A 14851-nucleotide genomic window follows, 5' to 3' on the forward strand; every position below is an offset into this window, starting at 1 on the left:
CCCTCCTGACGACGGTGTTGGAGGCCCCCGCGACCGCTCCAGCAGGCCTGTTCACGGGATCTCGGCGATCAGGCGGCGCTCGGCGCGGTCGGCCGCGGACGCCGCGAGCAGGTGCCGCGCGAAGATCGCCAGTCTTCGCCGCCGGGGCACGACGACCCTCGCGCCGAGGACGTCGTGGCCGGCGGTTTCGATCCGGTCGAGGATGCCGCCGTACAGCTGGAAGGCCGCGCGGATGCACGGCCGGGAGGAGGGGGTCAGCATGTCGAACCCCTCCTCGGCCCGCGCGTAGTGGTCCCTGGCCCGCCGGGTCTGGAAGGCCAGCAGCTCGCGCAGGGCCGGGGTGGGGACGCCGCGCCCCAGGTCGGCCACCGTCACCCCGAACCTGTCCAGGTCCTCCATCGGAAGGTAGACCCGGCCGCGTTCCAGGTCCTCGGCGACGTCGCGCAGGAAGTTGGTCAGCTGGAAGGCCAGCCCCAGCTGGCGGGCCGGTTCTCGGGCCTTGTCCTCCATGCCGGGCAGCGGTTCGAGGACGGGCAGCATCATGGTGCCGATCACCGCGGCCGAGCCCTCCATGTAGACGAGCAGGTCGTCGTAGGTCGCGTAGCGGGTGACGGTCAGGTCGGTCCGCATCGAGTACAGGAACGCGTCGATGTCGCCGTGGTCGACGCCGAAGGAACGCACGGTCTGCGCGAACGCGGGGAGCACCGGGTCGTCGGTGCTCCCGCCCGCCAGGACGACGGCCAGCCGGGAGGACAGGCCGTCGAGCGCCCGCGCCCTGTCGCCGGTCATCGTGAAGGAGTCCACGATCTCGTCGGCGTAGCGCGCGAAGCCGTACAGGGCGTGCACGTGCGGGCGCTTCCAGGCGGGCAGCAGCAGGGTCGCCAGGTAGTAGGAACGGCCGTGGCGGGCGTTGAGCCTGCGGCACAGTTCGTAACTCGCGGTGAGGGTCATCGGGGGGTCTCCAGTACGCGTTCCGCGGCGAGCCGGCCGGAGATCAGCACCGGGGGCACCCCCACTCCCGGCGCGGTGTACATTCCGGCGAAGTGCAGCCCCGGGACTCGCCTGGCCGCGCCCGCGGGCCGGAACCAGGCCGTCTGGGTGAAGCGGTGGTCCAGGGCGAACGGGGTGCCCGCCGAGTGGCCGAGCCGCGCCCAGGCGGGCGGGTCGAGGGTGAGCCTCGGCGCGGAGGACAGGTCGCCGTAACCGAGGTCGGCCAGCCTGCCGAGCAGGCGGTCCTCCAGCCGCGGGGTGAGCCGGTCCCAGTCGGCGCCGCCGCGCAGGTTGGCCGTGGGCTCCAGCACGGTGAGGGTGGCGTGACCACGCGGCGCGGCGCCGGTGTCGGACTCGGGGTAGGTGACCAGCAGGTTCGGGTCGGGCTGCGGCCGCCCGGCCCGCAGCGCGGCGAAGGTGGCGTCCCACTCCCTGCCGAAGTGCAGGGTGTGGTGCGCCTGCCCGGCCAGGCGACGGTCGAGGCCGAAGTGCAGGACCAGGCAGGAGGGCGAGTAGCGGGGGCGGCGGAGCCGCCAGTCGCCCGCGCCCTTGGGCAGCAGCCCGGTGTGGGCGCGGGACAGGTCGCAGGCGACCACGACGTTCCCCGCGGCCAGGCGCTCCCCGGTGTCGAGCCTGACCCCGGAGACGCCGGAGGACCCGGCCTCCACCTTGACGGCGCGCACGCCGTACCGGATGCGCGCGCCCGCCTTCTCGGCCAGCGCGGCCAGGGCGCGCGGGATGGCGTGCATCCCGCCCTCGCGCGGGAAGAAGACGCCCCCGACGGTGTCCATGTGGGCGATGACCGCGTAGATGCCGAGCGCCTGCCGGGGCGGCAGGCCCACGTACAGGGCCTGGAAGGTGTGCGCCTTGACCAGCCGGTGGTCGGTGAGGTGGCTCTTGACGAGGGAGTCCAGGCTGCGGAAGCCGCCCAGCGCCGCGATACGGGCCAGGACGCGCGGCCGGGCGAGGTCACGCAGCCGTGTCATGTCACGGTCGATGAAGGCGGGCCACTCCGCGTCGAACAGCTCGCCGAGCCTGGCGCGGAAACGCCGGTACCTCTCGGCCTCCGCGGCACCGCTCAGCGCGCGCACCTGTTCGGCCATGGCGTCCTCGCCGGCCACCACGTCCAGGTGGGAGCCGTCGTGGTAGCGCAGCCGGTAGTACGGGTCCAGCCGCCGCAGCGGGAGCATGCTCTGCATGTCCTCCCCCGCGGCGGCGAAGACGTCGGCCAGGACCTCCGGCATGGTCAGCACCGAGGGGCCGGTGTCGAAGCGGTAGTCGCCGAGGGTGGCCGTGCCGCAGCAGCCGCCCGGCACGTCGTTCGCCTCCACGATCGTGACGTCCCGCCCGGCGGCGGCCAGCCGGACCGCGGCGGCCAGCCCGCCGAGACCGGCGCCGATCACCACCGCCTGGCTCACGCGCTCCTCCTCGTCGCCGAGTCTCCGCGACCGGCCGGCGAGGTCGCCTCCCGCCCGGCAGGGGGGTCGATCCGCTCACCGGGCCGATCGGTCTCACACGTGACGGCGGCCATGGGCATCACTCCTTAACGTCCACGAAGGACTTCGCAAGCGAGACCGCGTTCGGATGCGTCTGGCCGGCGGCAGGCGTACGGCCATGACCCGATGGCGACCGATGGCGTCTGACGACCCATCCCCGGACCGGGCTTCGGGTAAATCAACCCATCGCGCAAGAAGGCGTAAAAACGGCGAGGCCCGGCGCCCGCCGTGAGGCGGACGCCGGGCACCGGGTTCGGATCAGCGGACCGCCCTGAGGGCGTCGACGATCCCGTAGCCGTAGAAACCGTTGCTCAGGGCGCCTCGCTCGCAGGTGTGCGTCGAGGTCGCCGTGGTGCCGTCCGGCAGGTGCCTGGTGTAGGTGTAGGCGGGCGGGGTGGGACAGGCCGTCCTGGTCGCGGTGCCCTTGAGGACCGTCTCCACGACGGCCGGGTGGAGCTTCTTGCCTCCGTGCGCCCGGTCGCGCTGGCCGTACTTGCTCACGATCAGCGCGGCGACCCCGGCGGCGCGCGGGGAGGCCATCGAGGTGCCCTGGAGGTACACGTAGTAGGCGCAGACGTCGCTCTTGCAGCTGCGGACCACGTTGGTGACGTTGGGCGTGCCGTCGGGGTTGAGCTGGCCGCGCGCCTCGGCCACGGACCGGGGATAGGCCGCCAGCGTCGCCCTGGTGACGTCGCGGTGGTTGTCGGCGGTGTCGTAGACGTCGCCGCCCGGGGCGGAGACGTCGACGTAGCCGTTGCCGTAGTCGGAGTAGTACGACTTGCGCTTGCTGATGCCGGTCGAGGAGACCGAGATCACGTGCTTGCCCTCGCTCGGCATGGAGACGCAGCTCGGGGGGATCGTGCGTGAGTAGGGCAACTCGCCGGGGACGCTGGCGAAGTCGGGGCTGGAGGCGTCGACGATCGTCTTGGTGTAGTCGGAGGCGCCGTTGCCCGCCGCGGACACCAGGGTCACCCCCCTGTCGTGCGCGTAGGTGAGCGCCCGCTGCATGGCCTTGATGATCGTGGCCTGTTCCTGCCGGTCGGCCGGGGAGTCCGCCGGGTTGTCGACGCAGTTGAACAGCCACGGGTCGACGTAGTAACTCATGTTGACCACGTCGATGCCGACGTCACCGGCGTGGGTCAGCGCGTCGATGCTGGGCTGCAGGAAGAAGTATCCGGAGTCCTGGCCGGCCCGCAGGTTCACGATCGAGACCTTGGGCGCCACGCCCGAGGTGCCGAGCCCGTTGACGGGCGAGGCGATCGACGACGCCACGTGCGTGCCGTGCTCGTTCTCGTCGACGTCCGCCGGGTCGTTGCACGAGCGGTCGGGCTCGGCCTCGCACGGGCCGTCGATCTCGTCGCCGTTGGCGTCGACGGGGATGTCGACGGTGAAGTTGCGGCTCAGCTCGCGGTTGAAGTTCGGCGCGATGTCGGGGTGGGAGCCGTCGACGCCGGTGTCGATGACACCGACCAGCACGCCCGGGTCGCCCTGCTGGTGACGGTAGGAGCCGTCCACGGTCGCGTGGATCTGCTTCATGTCCCACTGGAGCTCCGACAGCGGCTCCGCGGCGGGTGCGGGCCTGCCGAAGGTGGAGGTGGCGGGCGCGCCGTCACCGGCCTTCTCCACCGCCCTCGACTGCACGGCGAGGCCGGCGGCTCCCCGCCTGGCGGTGGGCACGCTGCCGATGGACCGGTTGTGGGCGATGTCGTCGATCGAGGCGGCGTCGCGCACCGCCTCGGCGAAGCGGGCGTTCGTCGTGGTGACGGTGGCGACGCCGACCGCGGCGTTCTCCTTGAGGATGCTTCCGCCCGCCGCCCTGATGGCCCGCTGGGCGTCCGCGGAACGCGCGCCCTCCGTGTAGAGGACGACGTACTCGGCTTCCGCGCCCGGTTCGGCGATCACCTGCCGGGCCTGCGCCGGGGGCACCAGCGCGGCTGCCGTGAGGGCGGCGACAGCTGCGGTGATGATGACGCGTTTCACATATACCTCCGTATATCCGAAGAGCTCCCCGCAAATGTGATTTCACGCGCACCAACAATCCAGTCGTGCCCACATTTGCCGCCAAGGTGTAATAAAGCCAGCAGGCGCCGGGGAATCCCGCCACCCCTGTGACCTGCACACATCGGCGGATCGTGTCATCGGGGAACCGTTACATGGAAATTCTCGCGCCAAAACCGGTGACGGCGCGGAGTTTCGCATGGTCAGGCCCGCTTTTAGGCGAGCAAGGAGGTGCACAAAAGGGTTAAAGCGGACAGAAGGGGTGAAACGGAGCTCAGCCGGGCGGGCCGATCCGTTCCTGCCGCTCCGGCAGCGAGGTCACGTACGAGATGAGCGCGCGGAGCGGGCCGGGAAGGTCGCCCTCGCGGGCACGCGTCGTGAGCACGCGGCCGCCGTCCTCGACGGTCAGCTCGTAGTCGAAGCGGTCGGGCCCGGTCGCCCGGCCCTCCGGGGGCCCCGGCCGCTCCGGCGGGCCGGACAGCCCGGCCAGCTCCACCCTGGCGCGCAACCCGGTGGCGGCCTCCGGCGCCAGCGACGCGGAGTCGACCGTGATGACCGTGACGAGACCGGCGATGCCGCCACCCCGGACGATCGAGACCTTCATGAGAGTGATCCTAGACCGGCCCGCGCGACCCGGGCGTCGGCCGGCCGCCAGCAGTTCACCCCTCTATAGATATGACCAGTTAACGTACGGTTCAGATGCTTTTGCGAGGGTCCATGCGTAGCCGGAGCAAGATCTCTCCGGCGGGAATGGAAAGGCACGACATGGGCCACGGGCACGATCACCCTCACGATCACACTCATGCTCACCCGCACGACCACTCTCACGGTGCCGAGCACGCCCTCGACCAGGGTGACATGGCTCCGGTCGTGGACTTCTCGGTTCCCGACGCCGAGCTCTCCCCCGGGCAGCTGTCGCGGCGCCAGATGTTCCGGCGCGCGGGACTGCTGGGCGCCGGCCTGAGCGCGGCCGGCGTTCTCGGCACGCAGGGCCAGGCCGCGGCCGCCACCCCCGCGCGGGTCACGCGCGGGCCCGAGCCGCGCGACGGCTACCTCTGGCTCGCGGGCGACCACCACATCCACACCCAGTACAGCTCCGACGGGATCTACAAGGTCAGCGACCAGGTCCAGCACGGAAACGCGTACGGGCTGGACTGGATGGTCATCACCGACCACGGAGGCACCACCCACGCCAAGATCGGTGTGGACAAGGTCAACCCCGACATCGTCGCCGCGCGGCAGGCGGTCAAGGACGCCCTGGTCTTCCAGGGGCTGGAGTGGAACATCCCGGGCGCCGAGCACGGCACCGTGTTCGTGGCCCCCGGCCGCAACGAGGTGGCCACCCTCAAGGAGTTCGAGAACTCCTTCGACGGCGGGGTGAAGAACGCCGGGGCCTCCACCCCGCAGAACGAGGCCCTCGCCATCGCCGGGCTGAACTTCCTGGCGGACGCCGTCAGGCGGCGCCGCGTCGAGGCCGCGCTGTTCTTCGCCAACCACCCCTCGCGCAAGGGGCTCGACTCCCCGCACGAGATCCGGGCCTGGCGCGACGCCCAGCCGGGCATCGCCGTCGGTATGGAGGGCGCGCCGGGCCACCAGGCGGCGGGGATCCCCAAGCCGCACGGGCCGGGCGGCGGGCGCGGCTTCTACGACAGCAACCCGGGCGCTGACTCGTTCCCCGCGTACCCCGCCGAGAGCTACAAGACCTTCGGCGGCTTCGACTGGATGACCTCGACCGTCGGAGGGCTGTGGGACAGCCTGCTCGCCGAGGGCAAGAGCTGTTGGATCACCGCCAACTCCGACTCGCACTCGGTCTACGCCGACATGAGCGACCGCGGGCCGGGCAGCGACTTCAACGCCAACGGCAAATACGACGACCCCGTCTACCGGGGCTCTCAGAACCTGGCGGCCGGCGACTTCTGGCCGGGCTTCTACAGCCGGACCCACGTCGGGGCCAAGGACTTCTCCTACACCGCGGTCATGGACGGTCTCCGAGAGGGCCGCGTGTGGGTGGACCACGGCGGTCTGATCAGCGCCCTGGTCGTGCGCGCCCGGCAGGCCGGCAGGGGGCAGCGCGGGGTCTCGCTCGGCGACACCCTGCATGTCCGCAAGGGCGCCAAGGTCGAGCTCGTCATCGAGATCACGCTGGCGAACCAGCCGAACTGGGCGCAGTACGTCCCGACCTTGGCCCGCGTGGACGTCATCCAGGGCGACGTCACCGGCCCCGCGGCCGACAAGGACGTCTTCACGACCTCGGCCACCAAGGTCGTGAAGTCCTTCGAGGTCGGCAGGAACACCGGGACGGTGACGTTCACCTACCAGCTCGGCGCCGTCGACCGGCCGGTCTACGTGCGGCTGCGCGGCACCGACGGCAACCGCAGCGCGCCCGGGCTGCTCGGCGCGGCGATCGACCCGGCCGGGCCCCAGATCGACGTCTTCGGCGACGGCGACCCCTGGAAGGACCTGTGGTTCTACAGCAACCCGATCTGGGTCGTGCCGCGCGGATGATCCTCGGCCTCGACGGAGGCTCGCGGACGGTCGCGGAGGCCGAGCACCTTCTTCATGACGTGGAGAAGGCGCTCGGCCTCCCGGCCGGGACCGTGGGCTGCACGCATTTCGTCCGCACCGCAGGCGGACCGCCGCACGTCGCCTGCTCCCTCGCCGTCCGGGAGGCCGTCGACCTGGCCGCGCTCCCCGCCGGGGTGGGCGCCACGTTCGGTGACAGCCGTACCGGCCCGGAGGATCTGGCGGAGGGGGCCGCGCTCGCCGCGGCCGAGCACGCCGCCGGGTCCGGTGGGCGCCTGGTCGTGTTCCCCGGCCGGGCCGAACTCACCGGCACGCTCAGCGTGGCCGAGGTGCTGGCCCGCTCGGCGATCGACCGCGTCGTCGTGCTGGCGCAGGCGGAGGAGCCGGCGCCGGACACGCTCGTCACGACCAACGACCACGTACGGCCGCAGTTGCGCGGCGGGCACGTGGTCCTGCTGACCATGCCGGCCTCGGGCGGGCGCCTCATGCCCGCCGAGGTGCCGAACCCGACGCCCTGCTGCGCCGACCACGACTGACGGGGCGCGCCCGGACCCGTCCGCGGTTCCCCGCCACGGGAGACCCTTCCTAGAGGACCCCGACCTGCTGCCACGCGGCGCGCACCTTCCTCTGCTCGTCCCCGTCCGCGCCGAACAGCTCCCCGGCCACCTCCACGGTCGCCTCCGCGGCCTCCCGGAAGTCCGAGCGCGGCCGGAGCCGCTCGGTGAGCGTGACGTACCAGACGCGTCCGGCGCGCTCCCAGGCGTTGCCGCCGATGGCGGTGGCGGCGAGGTAGAAGGCGTGGTTGGGGATGCCCGAGTTGATGTGGACGCCTCCGTGGTCGTTGGAGGGGTTGCCGTCGTCGGGCAGGTCCACGTAGTCGCGCATGTGCCCCGGCTGGCGGTCGCGTCCCCCGGAGGGGGTCGACCAGGCGGTTCCCGGCGCCTTCATCGACCGCAGGGCCGTCCCCCGCAGGGCGCTGCCCAGGATGCCGTCGCCGATGAGCCAGTCGGCCCGCTCGGCGGTCTGCCCGCGGCTGTACTGCTTGGCGAGCGACCCGAGGACGTCGGAGAACGACTCGTTGAGGGCGCCGGACTGCTTGCTGTAGACCAGGTTCGCGGTGAACTGGGTGATGCCGTGGGTCAGCTCGTGCGCCACGATGTCGACGGCCCTGGTGAGGGAGCCCTTGGTGAAGATCTGCCCGCTGCCGTCACCGTAGATCATCTGGAAGCCGATCCAGGCGGCGTTGTCGTAGTCGGTCCCGTAGTGGACCGAGGAGACGATCTCCAGTCCCCGCCCGTCGATGCTGTCCCGCTCGAAGACCTTCCGGTAGAAGTCGTAGGTGATGCCCGCCCCGTCGTAGGCGTCGTCGACCGCCGCGTCACCGGACGGCCCGTCGCCCTCCCCGCGCCTCTTGCGGCCGGGCAGGTCGAAGTCCCCGCCGTTCTCGACGTCGTAGACCGCGCGCACCATGCCGGGGGCGGGCGCCACGTCGGCGACGGTGAGGTTGAGCTGGCGCAGCGCGCCGGCGAACGACGCGCGCTGCGCACGGGCGTTCTCCGAGGTGGCCAGGGTCCTGAGCGCGGCCTCCCGCTCCTCGGGGGTTCCCTGGCCGGCGACCGCCTCGAGCAGGTCGGGGGGTGCGATGCAGCACTGGGGCATGCTGTCGAATGTCGTCATACGTCAAGAATCGCCGCCGCCTCCCCCGGCCGCATGAGTATCGCCGTACTCGGTGCCTTCGCGGCGGGGTGGGGTGTGCCGCCGGGAGCGGTCGTGAGAGGGTTCTTTTGCTCGGCGATCACGAGTTCGTGACCGCGCCCGGGAAGCGGGCGAGACGGAGGCGGCGGTGCTTGGGAACGTGGAAACGAACGAGGGGACGGCGGGGGCCCTCACGCCGCCGGCGCGCGGCGTCCGGCCCGCTCGGGCCACCGGTTCTCCGGGGACGGGCCGCGCATGACGTCACTGCTGGCCATCAGCGACCTGCACATCGGCTACCAGGAGAACCGGAGCATCGTCGAGGAGCTGCGGCCCACCTCCGCCTCCGACTGGCTGCTGGTCGCCGGGGACGTCTCCGAGAAGGTCTCCGACGTCGAATGGGCCCTGGGACTGCTCGCCGGACGGTTCGAGAAGGTGGTGTGGGCGCCCGGCAACCACGAGCTGTGGACCCATCCCAGCGACCCCGTCCAGCTGCGTGGCGAGGAGCGCTACCGGCACCTGGTCGAGGTGTGCCGGAACCTGGGGGTGGCGACGCCGGAGGACCCCTACCTCACCTGGACCGGCCCCGGCGGCCCGGTCACCGTCGCCCCGCTGTTCGTGCTGTACGACTACACCTTCCGCATGCCCGGCGTCGCGACGAAGGAGGAGGCGCTCGCCATCGCGTACGACAAGGGTGTGGTCTGCACCGACGAGATGCTGCTCCACCCCGACCCGTACCCGACCAGGGACGCCTGGTGCGACGCCAGGATCGCCGAGACCGAACGGCGCCTGGAGGCCAGGCCGCCCGGGGTTCCGACGGTGCTGGTCAACCACTATCCTCTGGTACGCGAGCCCACCCTGGTCCTGTACCACCCGGAGTTCGCGATCTGGTGCGGCACCGAGCGCACCGCCGACTGGCACCTGCGCTTCGACGCCGCCACGGTCGTCTACGGCCACCTGCACATCCCCCGGACCACCTGGCACGACGGTGTCCGCTTCGAGGAGGTTTCCTTGGGTTATCCCCGCGAGTGGCGTCCCAGGCCCACCGCGCCCGGCCAGCTGCGGCGCATCCTGCCCGCCCCTCGGCCCGTCGCATGATCGAGAAGATCCTGCCGTCGTGGGTGGCGAGCTCGGAGTGCTTCGAGGACCCGCCCGACGTCGTGCTGTTCCCCGAGGAGGAGGCGGCCGTCGCCCGCGCGGTGGACAAGCGGCGCCGCGAGTTCGGCACCGCGCGCCACTGCGCCCGCCGGGCCCTGGCCGATCTGGGACTGCCCCCGGTGCCGATCCTGCCCGGCGAGCGCGGCGCCCCCGGGTGGCCTGCGGGGGTGGTGGGCGCCATCACCCACTGCGCCGGATACCGCGCGGCGGCCGTCTCCCTCGAGGCGCTGGCCGTCGGCATCGACGCGGAGCCCCACGAGCCGCTCCCCGACGGCGTCCTGCCCGCGGTCTCGCTGCCCGAGGAGCGGGCCGCCATCGCGGAGCTCGACGACGGCGTGCACTGGGGCCGGCTTCTGTTCAGCGCCAAGGAGAGCGTCTACAAGGCGTGGTTCCCGCTGGCCAGGCGCTGGCTCGGCTTCGAGGAGGCCCACCTCACCTTCTCCTCCTCCGGTACGTTCACCGCCCGCCTCCTCGTCCCGGGCCCCCGGGTGGAGGGCCGGGAGCTTACCGGCTTCACGGGCCGCTGGCTGGTGTCCGACGGCCTGGTCGTGACCGCCATCGCCGTGCCGGGGAAATCCGTGTCCTGACACGTGCGCCGATCCGGCCGCCCGCCCGTGCCCGCGTACGGACCACGGAGGCGGCCTCGCGGGGACGTCCTAGGCTGAGCTCATGCCCCACGATCCGACGGTCCTGCCCGCCGGCCTGCCGGTACCCGTGGACGACGGCGCCTGCGCCCACCTGCCCGGCGCCGCGGTGCCGGCGCTCTCCCTCCCCTCGACGGACGGGGAGCCGTTCCGCGTGGATCTGGTGCCCGGCGGCGCCGAGCGGCTGGTGCTGTACGCGTACCCGCGCACCGGCCGCCCGGGAGAGGACCCGCCGGTTCCCGGCTGGGACCTCATCCCCGGCGCGCGCGGGTGCACGCCCGAGTCGTGCGCCTTCCGTGACCACGCCGGGGAGCTGCACGCGGCCGGCGCCGCCGTCGCCGGCCTCTCCACCCAGGACACCGCCTACCAGCGGGAGGCCGCCGAGCGGCTGCACCTGCCGTTCCCGCTGCTCAGTGACGCGTCACTGGAGCTCACCGGCGCTCTCGGCCTGCCCACGACATGGGTGGCGGGCATGACGCTGCTGCGGCGTCTCACCCTGGTGATCCGCGACGGGGTGGTCGAGCACTGCTTCTACCCGGTCTTCCCGCCCGACGGGCACGCCGCGCAGGTGCTGGCCTGGCTGCGTGACCACCGCTGAGGCCGCGACGGGAGGTCAGGACTCCAGGTAGCGCAGCACGGCGAGCACCCGGCGGTGGTCGCTCTGCGACGGCGGCAGGCCGAGCTTGGTGAAGATGTGCGTGACGTGCTTCTCCACCGACCCGTACGACAGGAACAGGGCCTCGGCGATCGCGCCGTTGGACCGTCCGTCGGCCATCATGACGAGCACCTCGCGCTCCCGGGGGGTGAGGGTGTCGAGGGTGTCGGCGCGCCTGCCGGTCGCCATCATCCGGGTGACGACCTCCGGGTCCAGCACGGTCTCGCCCGCGGCGATCCGGGAGAGCGCGGCCAGGAAGTCGCCGACGTCGGCGACCCGCTCCTTCAGCAGGTAGCCCACCCCTCGCGAGTCCTCGGCGAGGAGCAGGGTCGCCGAGCGCGTCTCCACGTACTGGGAGAAGACCAGCACCCCGATGCCGGGGTGGTCGCGGCGGATGTCGATCGCGGCGCGCAGGCCCTCGTCGGTGTGGGTCGGCGGCATGCGCACGTCCACCACGGCGACGTCCGGCCGGTGCTCGTCCACCGCGGCGCGCAGCGCGACCCCGTCGCCCACGGCCGCGGGGACCTCGTGCCCCCTCGTGGTGAGCAGCAGGGTGAGCCCGGCTCTGAGCACCGCGGAGTCCTCGGCGACGACGACGCGCATGCGATCTCCGTTCAGGTGGGGAGCGGCACCTCCACGGTGACCACCGTAGGCCCTCCGGGAGGGCTGTCGATCTCCAGCCGCCCGTCCACGACGCCCACCCGGGCCACCAGCCCCGGCAGTCCCGTCCCGGCGCCCATCGAGGCGCCGCCCGTCCCGTCGTCGCCGACGTGCAGCCGCAGCAGGCCGCCGTGTCCCCCCACCTCGACGATCGCCCGCCGCGCGCCGCTGTGCTTGACCACGTTGGCGAGCAGCTCGGCGGTGCAGAAGTAGACGATCGTCTCCACCGCGGCGGGGGGACGGCGGGGCAGGTCGACGCGGAGGTCGACGGGCAGCGCGAAGCGCGTGGCGAGCATGGCGAGCGCGACCTCCAGTCCCTGGTCCAGGACGGGCGGGTAGATGCCGTGGATCAGCAGGCGCAGGTCGGCGATGATCTCCTTGGTGTCGCGGTGGGCGGCGTCCACCAGGTCGCGCGCCTGCCGGAGCCGGTCCTCCCCCGGTGAGGCGGCGAGCTCCTCCTTCGCCATGCCCAGGCTCATCGCCAGCGCCACGAGGCGGGCCTGCGGTCCGTCGTGCAGGTCGCGCTCGATCCGGCGCAGGGTCGCCGTCGCGTCCTCGGCCATGCGGGCCCTCGTCTCCTCCAGGTGGCCGATCCTGGCCGAGACCCTGGTCGGGCCGAGCAGGGTGCGCGCGAGGAGCCGCTCGGGGAGCAGCGCGGCCCGCAGCGCCAGGGGGGCCGGCGCGAGCAACGCCAGACCGGCCACGCCCAGCAGCAGGACGCCCGGCCAGGTGCCGGCGTGCGGACCCCAGACACCGGCGGGTCCCGGCGACCAGCGGACGGGATAGGAGAGCAGCCACAGGCCGCCACCCCAGAATCCGGCGGCGGCTCCGAGGGCGAGCAACGCGGTCAGGGGCTTGACCAGCAGGTAGACCGCCGCCCGCCACCCCACCCCGTCGCCGAGCGCCGACACGAACCAGCCGATCGGCCCGGAACCCGGCCTGAAGGGGGCGGGGGCGGGCGTCCTGACGTCCAGCAGCAGGCGGGCCAGACCGAGGTGGACCGCCCCCAGGTACCGGGCTCCGCGGACCGCGACGGCCAGCATCGGGAGGCCGACGATCGCCGTCGACCACAACGCGGCAAGCAGCATGGCGAGCAGGAGGACCAGGCCGGCGACGGCCAGCGGCATCCCCGCCAGCGCGTAGCCCAGCTCGCGCCAGACCCGCCCCGATCCCGGTCCCGGCATCGGTCCCGGTCCCGGCATCGGTGAAGCCGGAACCGCTGCCGGGGACGCCGGGGGCGGGGGCGAGGACGACGCGGCCGGAGGCGGAGGGCCGGAGGGAGGACGGCTCATTTCTCCAGCGTGCCGCACCCCGCTCCCGCCCGACATCCGGTGGGCCCGTGGGGGATATCCCGAGGTTTCCCGGTGGACGTCCCCGTGGTCTCCGGCGGACGGGTTCGCGACGCTGGAGGGGAGCCGGTGTCCGGGAACCGGCGCACGACGACCGTACGGCGTACCGACCGCCGTCCGGACAGAACAGAGGAGCCACGGATGTACGGGAAGATCGGACCGTTGTTCACGGGACTGGTGGCGGCGTCTGCGCTGCTCGTCCCCGCCGGAACGCCCTCGCCCACGCCGTCACTCACGACAGGACCGGCGCCCGCGGCCTCACCCACCACGGAGTCGGCGCGGGCTCCGGCACCCGCGTCGGGAACGGCCTCACGGCTGGAGTGGAAGGCGTGCGCGGGCGAGAACCTCCCGGAGGGGATCCGGTGCGCCACCGTCACGGTGCCGGTGGACTGGAGGAAGCCGCGCGGGCGGAAGCTCACCCTGGATCTGGCGCGGCTTCCCGCCACCGACCCGGCGAACCGGATCGGTGGCGTGCTGCAGATACCGGGAGGCCCCGGGGCCGAGGGAGTGGAGGACCTGAAGGATTCGGCGCCCGGCCTCACCGAGCTGCGCCGCCGCTTCGACCTCGTCGGCTACAACCCGCGCAACACCGGGCTCGGGGAGAGGCTGCCGGCGGTGTGCTGGAAGATGGGGCCGCAGCTGCTGGAGCCCCGTGACCGCGAGGAGTACCGGGCCCAGGTGGCGAGGGTGGAGGCGGCGGCGCGCGAGTGCCGGGACGCCGATTCCAGCGGCCTGTTCGACAACCTCGACTCCCTGTCGGTGGCACGGGACATGGAGGCGGTCCGCGAGGCCCTGGGCGAGCGGCGGCTGAGCTTCATGGCCAACTCCTACGGAGGGGTGCCCGCCGCCGCGTACGCGCGCCTGTTCCCCGGGCGCGTCCGGGCGATGTACCTCGACGGGGCGGCCGACCAGGTCAACGGATGGGCCAAGCTGCACCTGGACCACGTCTCCGTCAACGAGCGGATGTTCGGGCGGTTCGTCGCCTGGTGCGCGGCCGACAGCGCCTGCGCGCTGCACGAGGAGGACGCGGGCGCGGTCTGGCGCGCCCTCGTCGAGAAGCTGGACCGCTCCCCGATCCCGATCTCGTCCCCGGAGCTCGGCGAGGGGAAGCTGACCGGGTGGCACCTGAGGCTGCTGGGCTTCCAGGCGAACCCGGGCCCGGACAACGCCTGGTGGTCGGCCTTCGCCGCGTCGGTGGACAGGCTCAGGAAGGGTGACGCCTCCGGTTTCGCGGATGCCGTCAACGGCAACTCCCGGATCTGGGCGGTACCGGCCGCGCGGGCGATGACCTGCCCCGACGACCGCGGCTATGCCGGCTACGCCCGGTTCCGCGACGCCTCCCGCCGGATGCGGGAGGCCTCCCCCCACCTGGGCGCCGCGCCGCTCGACATGCTGGGCTGCTCCGGCTGGCCGCGGCCCGTCGCCAACCCGTCCCGCCCGCTGCCCGTCCGCGGCCTGCCGCCGTTCCTGGGAGCCGGGTCCTGGACCGACCACGCCATGACCGCGAGCCTGGCCGGGACGGTGCCCGGTTCGGTCACCGTCCGGTACGACGGTCCCGGGCACGTGCTGTACATGCCGGGCGACAACGGGCCCGCCAGCCGGTGCGTGATCGGCCACGCCACCCGCTACCTCGTCGACCTGACGCTCCCCGCCCCCGGCACCGTCTGCCGCCCCGGCGAGTGACGC

The 14851-nt window shown here is 72.9% G+C and carries 13 protein-coding genes; 6 read left to right on the top strand and 7 right to left on the bottom strand.

What is annotated here, in order from left to right:
• Nucleotides 1–51 precede the first annotated feature (51 nt).
• From ACTOQ3_RS12640 to ACTOQ3_RS12655, 4 genes are all read right to left on the bottom strand, one after another.
• The gene (locus ACTOQ3_RS12640; RefSeq protein ID WP_440083576.1) at nucleotides 52–951 is read right to left on the bottom strand and encodes a phytoene/squalene synthase family protein; all 900 of its coding nucleotides are present in this window, start codon (nucleotides 949–951) and stop codon (nucleotides 52–54) included.
• Nucleotides 948–2408: a phytoene desaturase family protein gene (gene crtI, locus ACTOQ3_RS12645; protein ID WP_440083577.1), complete on the bottom strand. Its 1461-nt coding sequence runs from the start codon at nucleotides 2406–2408 to the stop codon at nucleotides 948–950. Before crtI ends, ACTOQ3_RS12640 begins: the two co-directional genes overlap by 4 nt.
• A 336-nt stretch (nucleotides 2409–2744) precedes the next feature.
• On the bottom strand, nucleotides 2745–4466 hold the full coding sequence (locus ACTOQ3_RS12650) for a S8 family peptidase (protein ID WP_440083578.1): 1722 nt from the start codon (nucleotides 4464–4466) through the stop codon (nucleotides 2745–2747).
• A gap of 292 nt (nucleotides 4467–4758) precedes the next feature.
• On the bottom strand, nucleotides 4759–5088 hold the full coding sequence (locus ACTOQ3_RS12655) for a protealysin inhibitor emfourin (protein WP_440083579.1): 330 nt from the start codon (nucleotides 5086–5088) through the stop codon (nucleotides 4759–4761).
• Nucleotides 5089–5342: 254 nt separating this feature from the next.
• On the opposite strand from ACTOQ3_RS12655, the gene ACTOQ3_RS12660 reads away from it, so the two are divergent.
• Together ACTOQ3_RS12660 and ACTOQ3_RS12665 are read left to right on the top strand one after the other, a co-directional pair.
• The gene (locus tag ACTOQ3_RS12660; RefSeq protein ID WP_440083580.1) at nucleotides 5343–6989 is read left to right on the top strand and encodes a PHP domain-containing protein; all 1647 of its coding nucleotides are present in this window, start codon (nucleotides 5343–5345) and stop codon (nucleotides 6987–6989) included.
• On the top strand, nucleotides 6947–7543 hold the full coding sequence (locus tag ACTOQ3_RS12665) for a hypothetical protein (protein WP_440083581.1): 597 nt from the start codon (nucleotides 6947–6949) through the stop codon (nucleotides 7541–7543). The genes ACTOQ3_RS12660 and ACTOQ3_RS12665 overlap by 43 nt, the downstream gene beginning before the upstream one ends.
• A 49-nt stretch (nucleotides 7544–7592) precedes the next feature.
• Here the strand turns inward: ACTOQ3_RS12665 and ACTOQ3_RS12670 are convergent, their stop codons facing one another.
• Nucleotides 7593–8684: a M4 family metallopeptidase gene (locus tag ACTOQ3_RS12670; RefSeq protein WP_440083582.1), complete on the bottom strand. Its 1092-nt coding sequence runs from the start codon at nucleotides 8682–8684 to the stop codon at nucleotides 7593–7595.
• Between the two features lie 273 nt (nucleotides 8685–8957).
• Here ACTOQ3_RS12670 and ACTOQ3_RS12675 point away from each other — a divergent pair, with 273 nt between their 5' ends.
• The 3 genes from ACTOQ3_RS12675 (at nucleotide 8958) to ACTOQ3_RS12685 (ending at nucleotide 11099) form a co-directional block, all read left to right on the top strand.
• Nucleotides 8958–9797, top strand: a complete 840-nt coding sequence (locus ACTOQ3_RS12675; protein WP_440083583.1) for a metallophosphoesterase family protein — start codon at nucleotides 8958–8960, stop codon at nucleotides 9795–9797.
• Nucleotides 9794–10444: a 4'-phosphopantetheinyl transferase family protein gene (locus ACTOQ3_RS12680; protein ID WP_440083584.1), complete on the top strand. Its 651-nt coding sequence runs from the start codon at nucleotides 9794–9796 to the stop codon at nucleotides 10442–10444. Before ACTOQ3_RS12675 ends, ACTOQ3_RS12680 begins: the two co-directional genes overlap by 4 nt.
• A gap of 82 nt (nucleotides 10445–10526) precedes the next feature.
• The gene (locus ACTOQ3_RS12685) at nucleotides 10527–11099 is read left to right on the top strand and encodes a peroxiredoxin (RefSeq protein WP_440083585.1); all 573 of its coding nucleotides are present in this window, start codon (nucleotides 10527–10529) and stop codon (nucleotides 11097–11099) included.
• 15 nt (nucleotides 11100–11114) lie between these two features.
• Here ACTOQ3_RS12685 and ACTOQ3_RS12690 read toward each other — a convergent pair whose 3' ends face one another.
• Nucleotides 11115–11759, bottom strand: a complete 645-nt coding sequence (locus tag ACTOQ3_RS12690; RefSeq protein ID WP_440083586.1) for a response regulator transcription factor — start codon at nucleotides 11757–11759, stop codon at nucleotides 11115–11117.
• An 11-nt stretch (nucleotides 11760–11770) separates the two neighbouring features.
• The gene (locus tag ACTOQ3_RS12695) at nucleotides 11771–13000 is read right to left on the bottom strand and encodes a sensor domain-containing protein (RefSeq protein ID WP_440083587.1); all 1230 of its coding nucleotides are present in this window, start codon (nucleotides 12998–13000) and stop codon (nucleotides 11771–11773) included.
• A gap of 306 nt (nucleotides 13001–13306) precedes the next feature.
• On the opposite strand from ACTOQ3_RS12695, the gene ACTOQ3_RS12700 reads away from it, so the two are divergent.
• Nucleotides 13307–14848 (top strand): alpha/beta fold hydrolase, encoded by a 1542-nt coding sequence (locus ACTOQ3_RS12700; RefSeq protein ID WP_440083588.1) that lies wholly within the window; start codon nucleotides 13307–13309, stop codon nucleotides 14846–14848.
• Nucleotides 14849–14851 lie beyond the last annotated feature (3 nt).

The organism is Streptosporangium sp. LJ11 (assembly GCF_051918945.1).
Taxonomy (GTDB): domain Bacteria; phylum Actinomycetota; class Actinomycetes; order Streptosporangiales; family Streptosporangiaceae; genus Streptosporangium.

What these genes read in the sequence shown, in the direction of transcription:
- ACTOQ3_RS12640 (WP_440083576.1), bottom strand. Translation starts at nt 951, where the DNA reads ATGACCCTCACCGCGAGTTACGAACTGTGCCGCAGGCTCAACGCCCGC.
- ACTOQ3_RS12655 (WP_440083579.1), bottom strand. Translation starts at nt 5,088, where the DNA reads ATGAAGGTCTCGATCGTCCGGGGTGGCGGCATCGCCGGTCTCGTCACG.
- ACTOQ3_RS12660 (WP_440083580.1), top strand. Translation starts at nt 5,343, where the DNA reads ATGGCTCCGGTCGTGGACTTCTCGGTTCCCGACGCCGAGCTCTCCCCC.
- ACTOQ3_RS12670 (WP_440083582.1), bottom strand. Translation starts at nt 8,684, where the DNA reads ATGACGACATTCGACAGCATGCCCCAGTGCTGCATCGCACCCCCCGAC.
- ACTOQ3_RS12675 (WP_440083583.1), top strand. Translation starts at nt 8,958, where the DNA reads ATGACGTCACTGCTGGCCATCAGCGACCTGCACATCGGCTACCAGGAG.
- ACTOQ3_RS12680 (WP_440083584.1), top strand. Translation starts at nt 9,794, where the DNA reads ATGATCGAGAAGATCCTGCCGTCGTGGGTGGCGAGCTCGGAGTGCTTC.
- ACTOQ3_RS12685 (WP_440083585.1), top strand. Translation starts at nt 10,527, where the DNA reads ATGCCCCACGATCCGACGGTCCTGCCCGCCGGCCTGCCGGTACCCGTG.
- ACTOQ3_RS12690 (WP_440083586.1), bottom strand. Translation starts at nt 11,759, where the DNA reads ATGCGCGTCGTCGTCGCCGAGGACTCCGCGGTGCTCAGAGCCGGGCTC.
- ACTOQ3_RS12695 (WP_440083587.1), bottom strand. Translation starts at nt 13,000, where the DNA reads ATGCCGGGACCGGGATCGGGGCGGGTCTGGCGCGAGCTGGGCTACGCG.
- ACTOQ3_RS12700 (WP_440083588.1), top strand. Translation starts at nt 13,307, where the DNA reads ATGTACGGGAAGATCGGACCGTTGTTCACGGGACTGGTGGCGGCGTCT.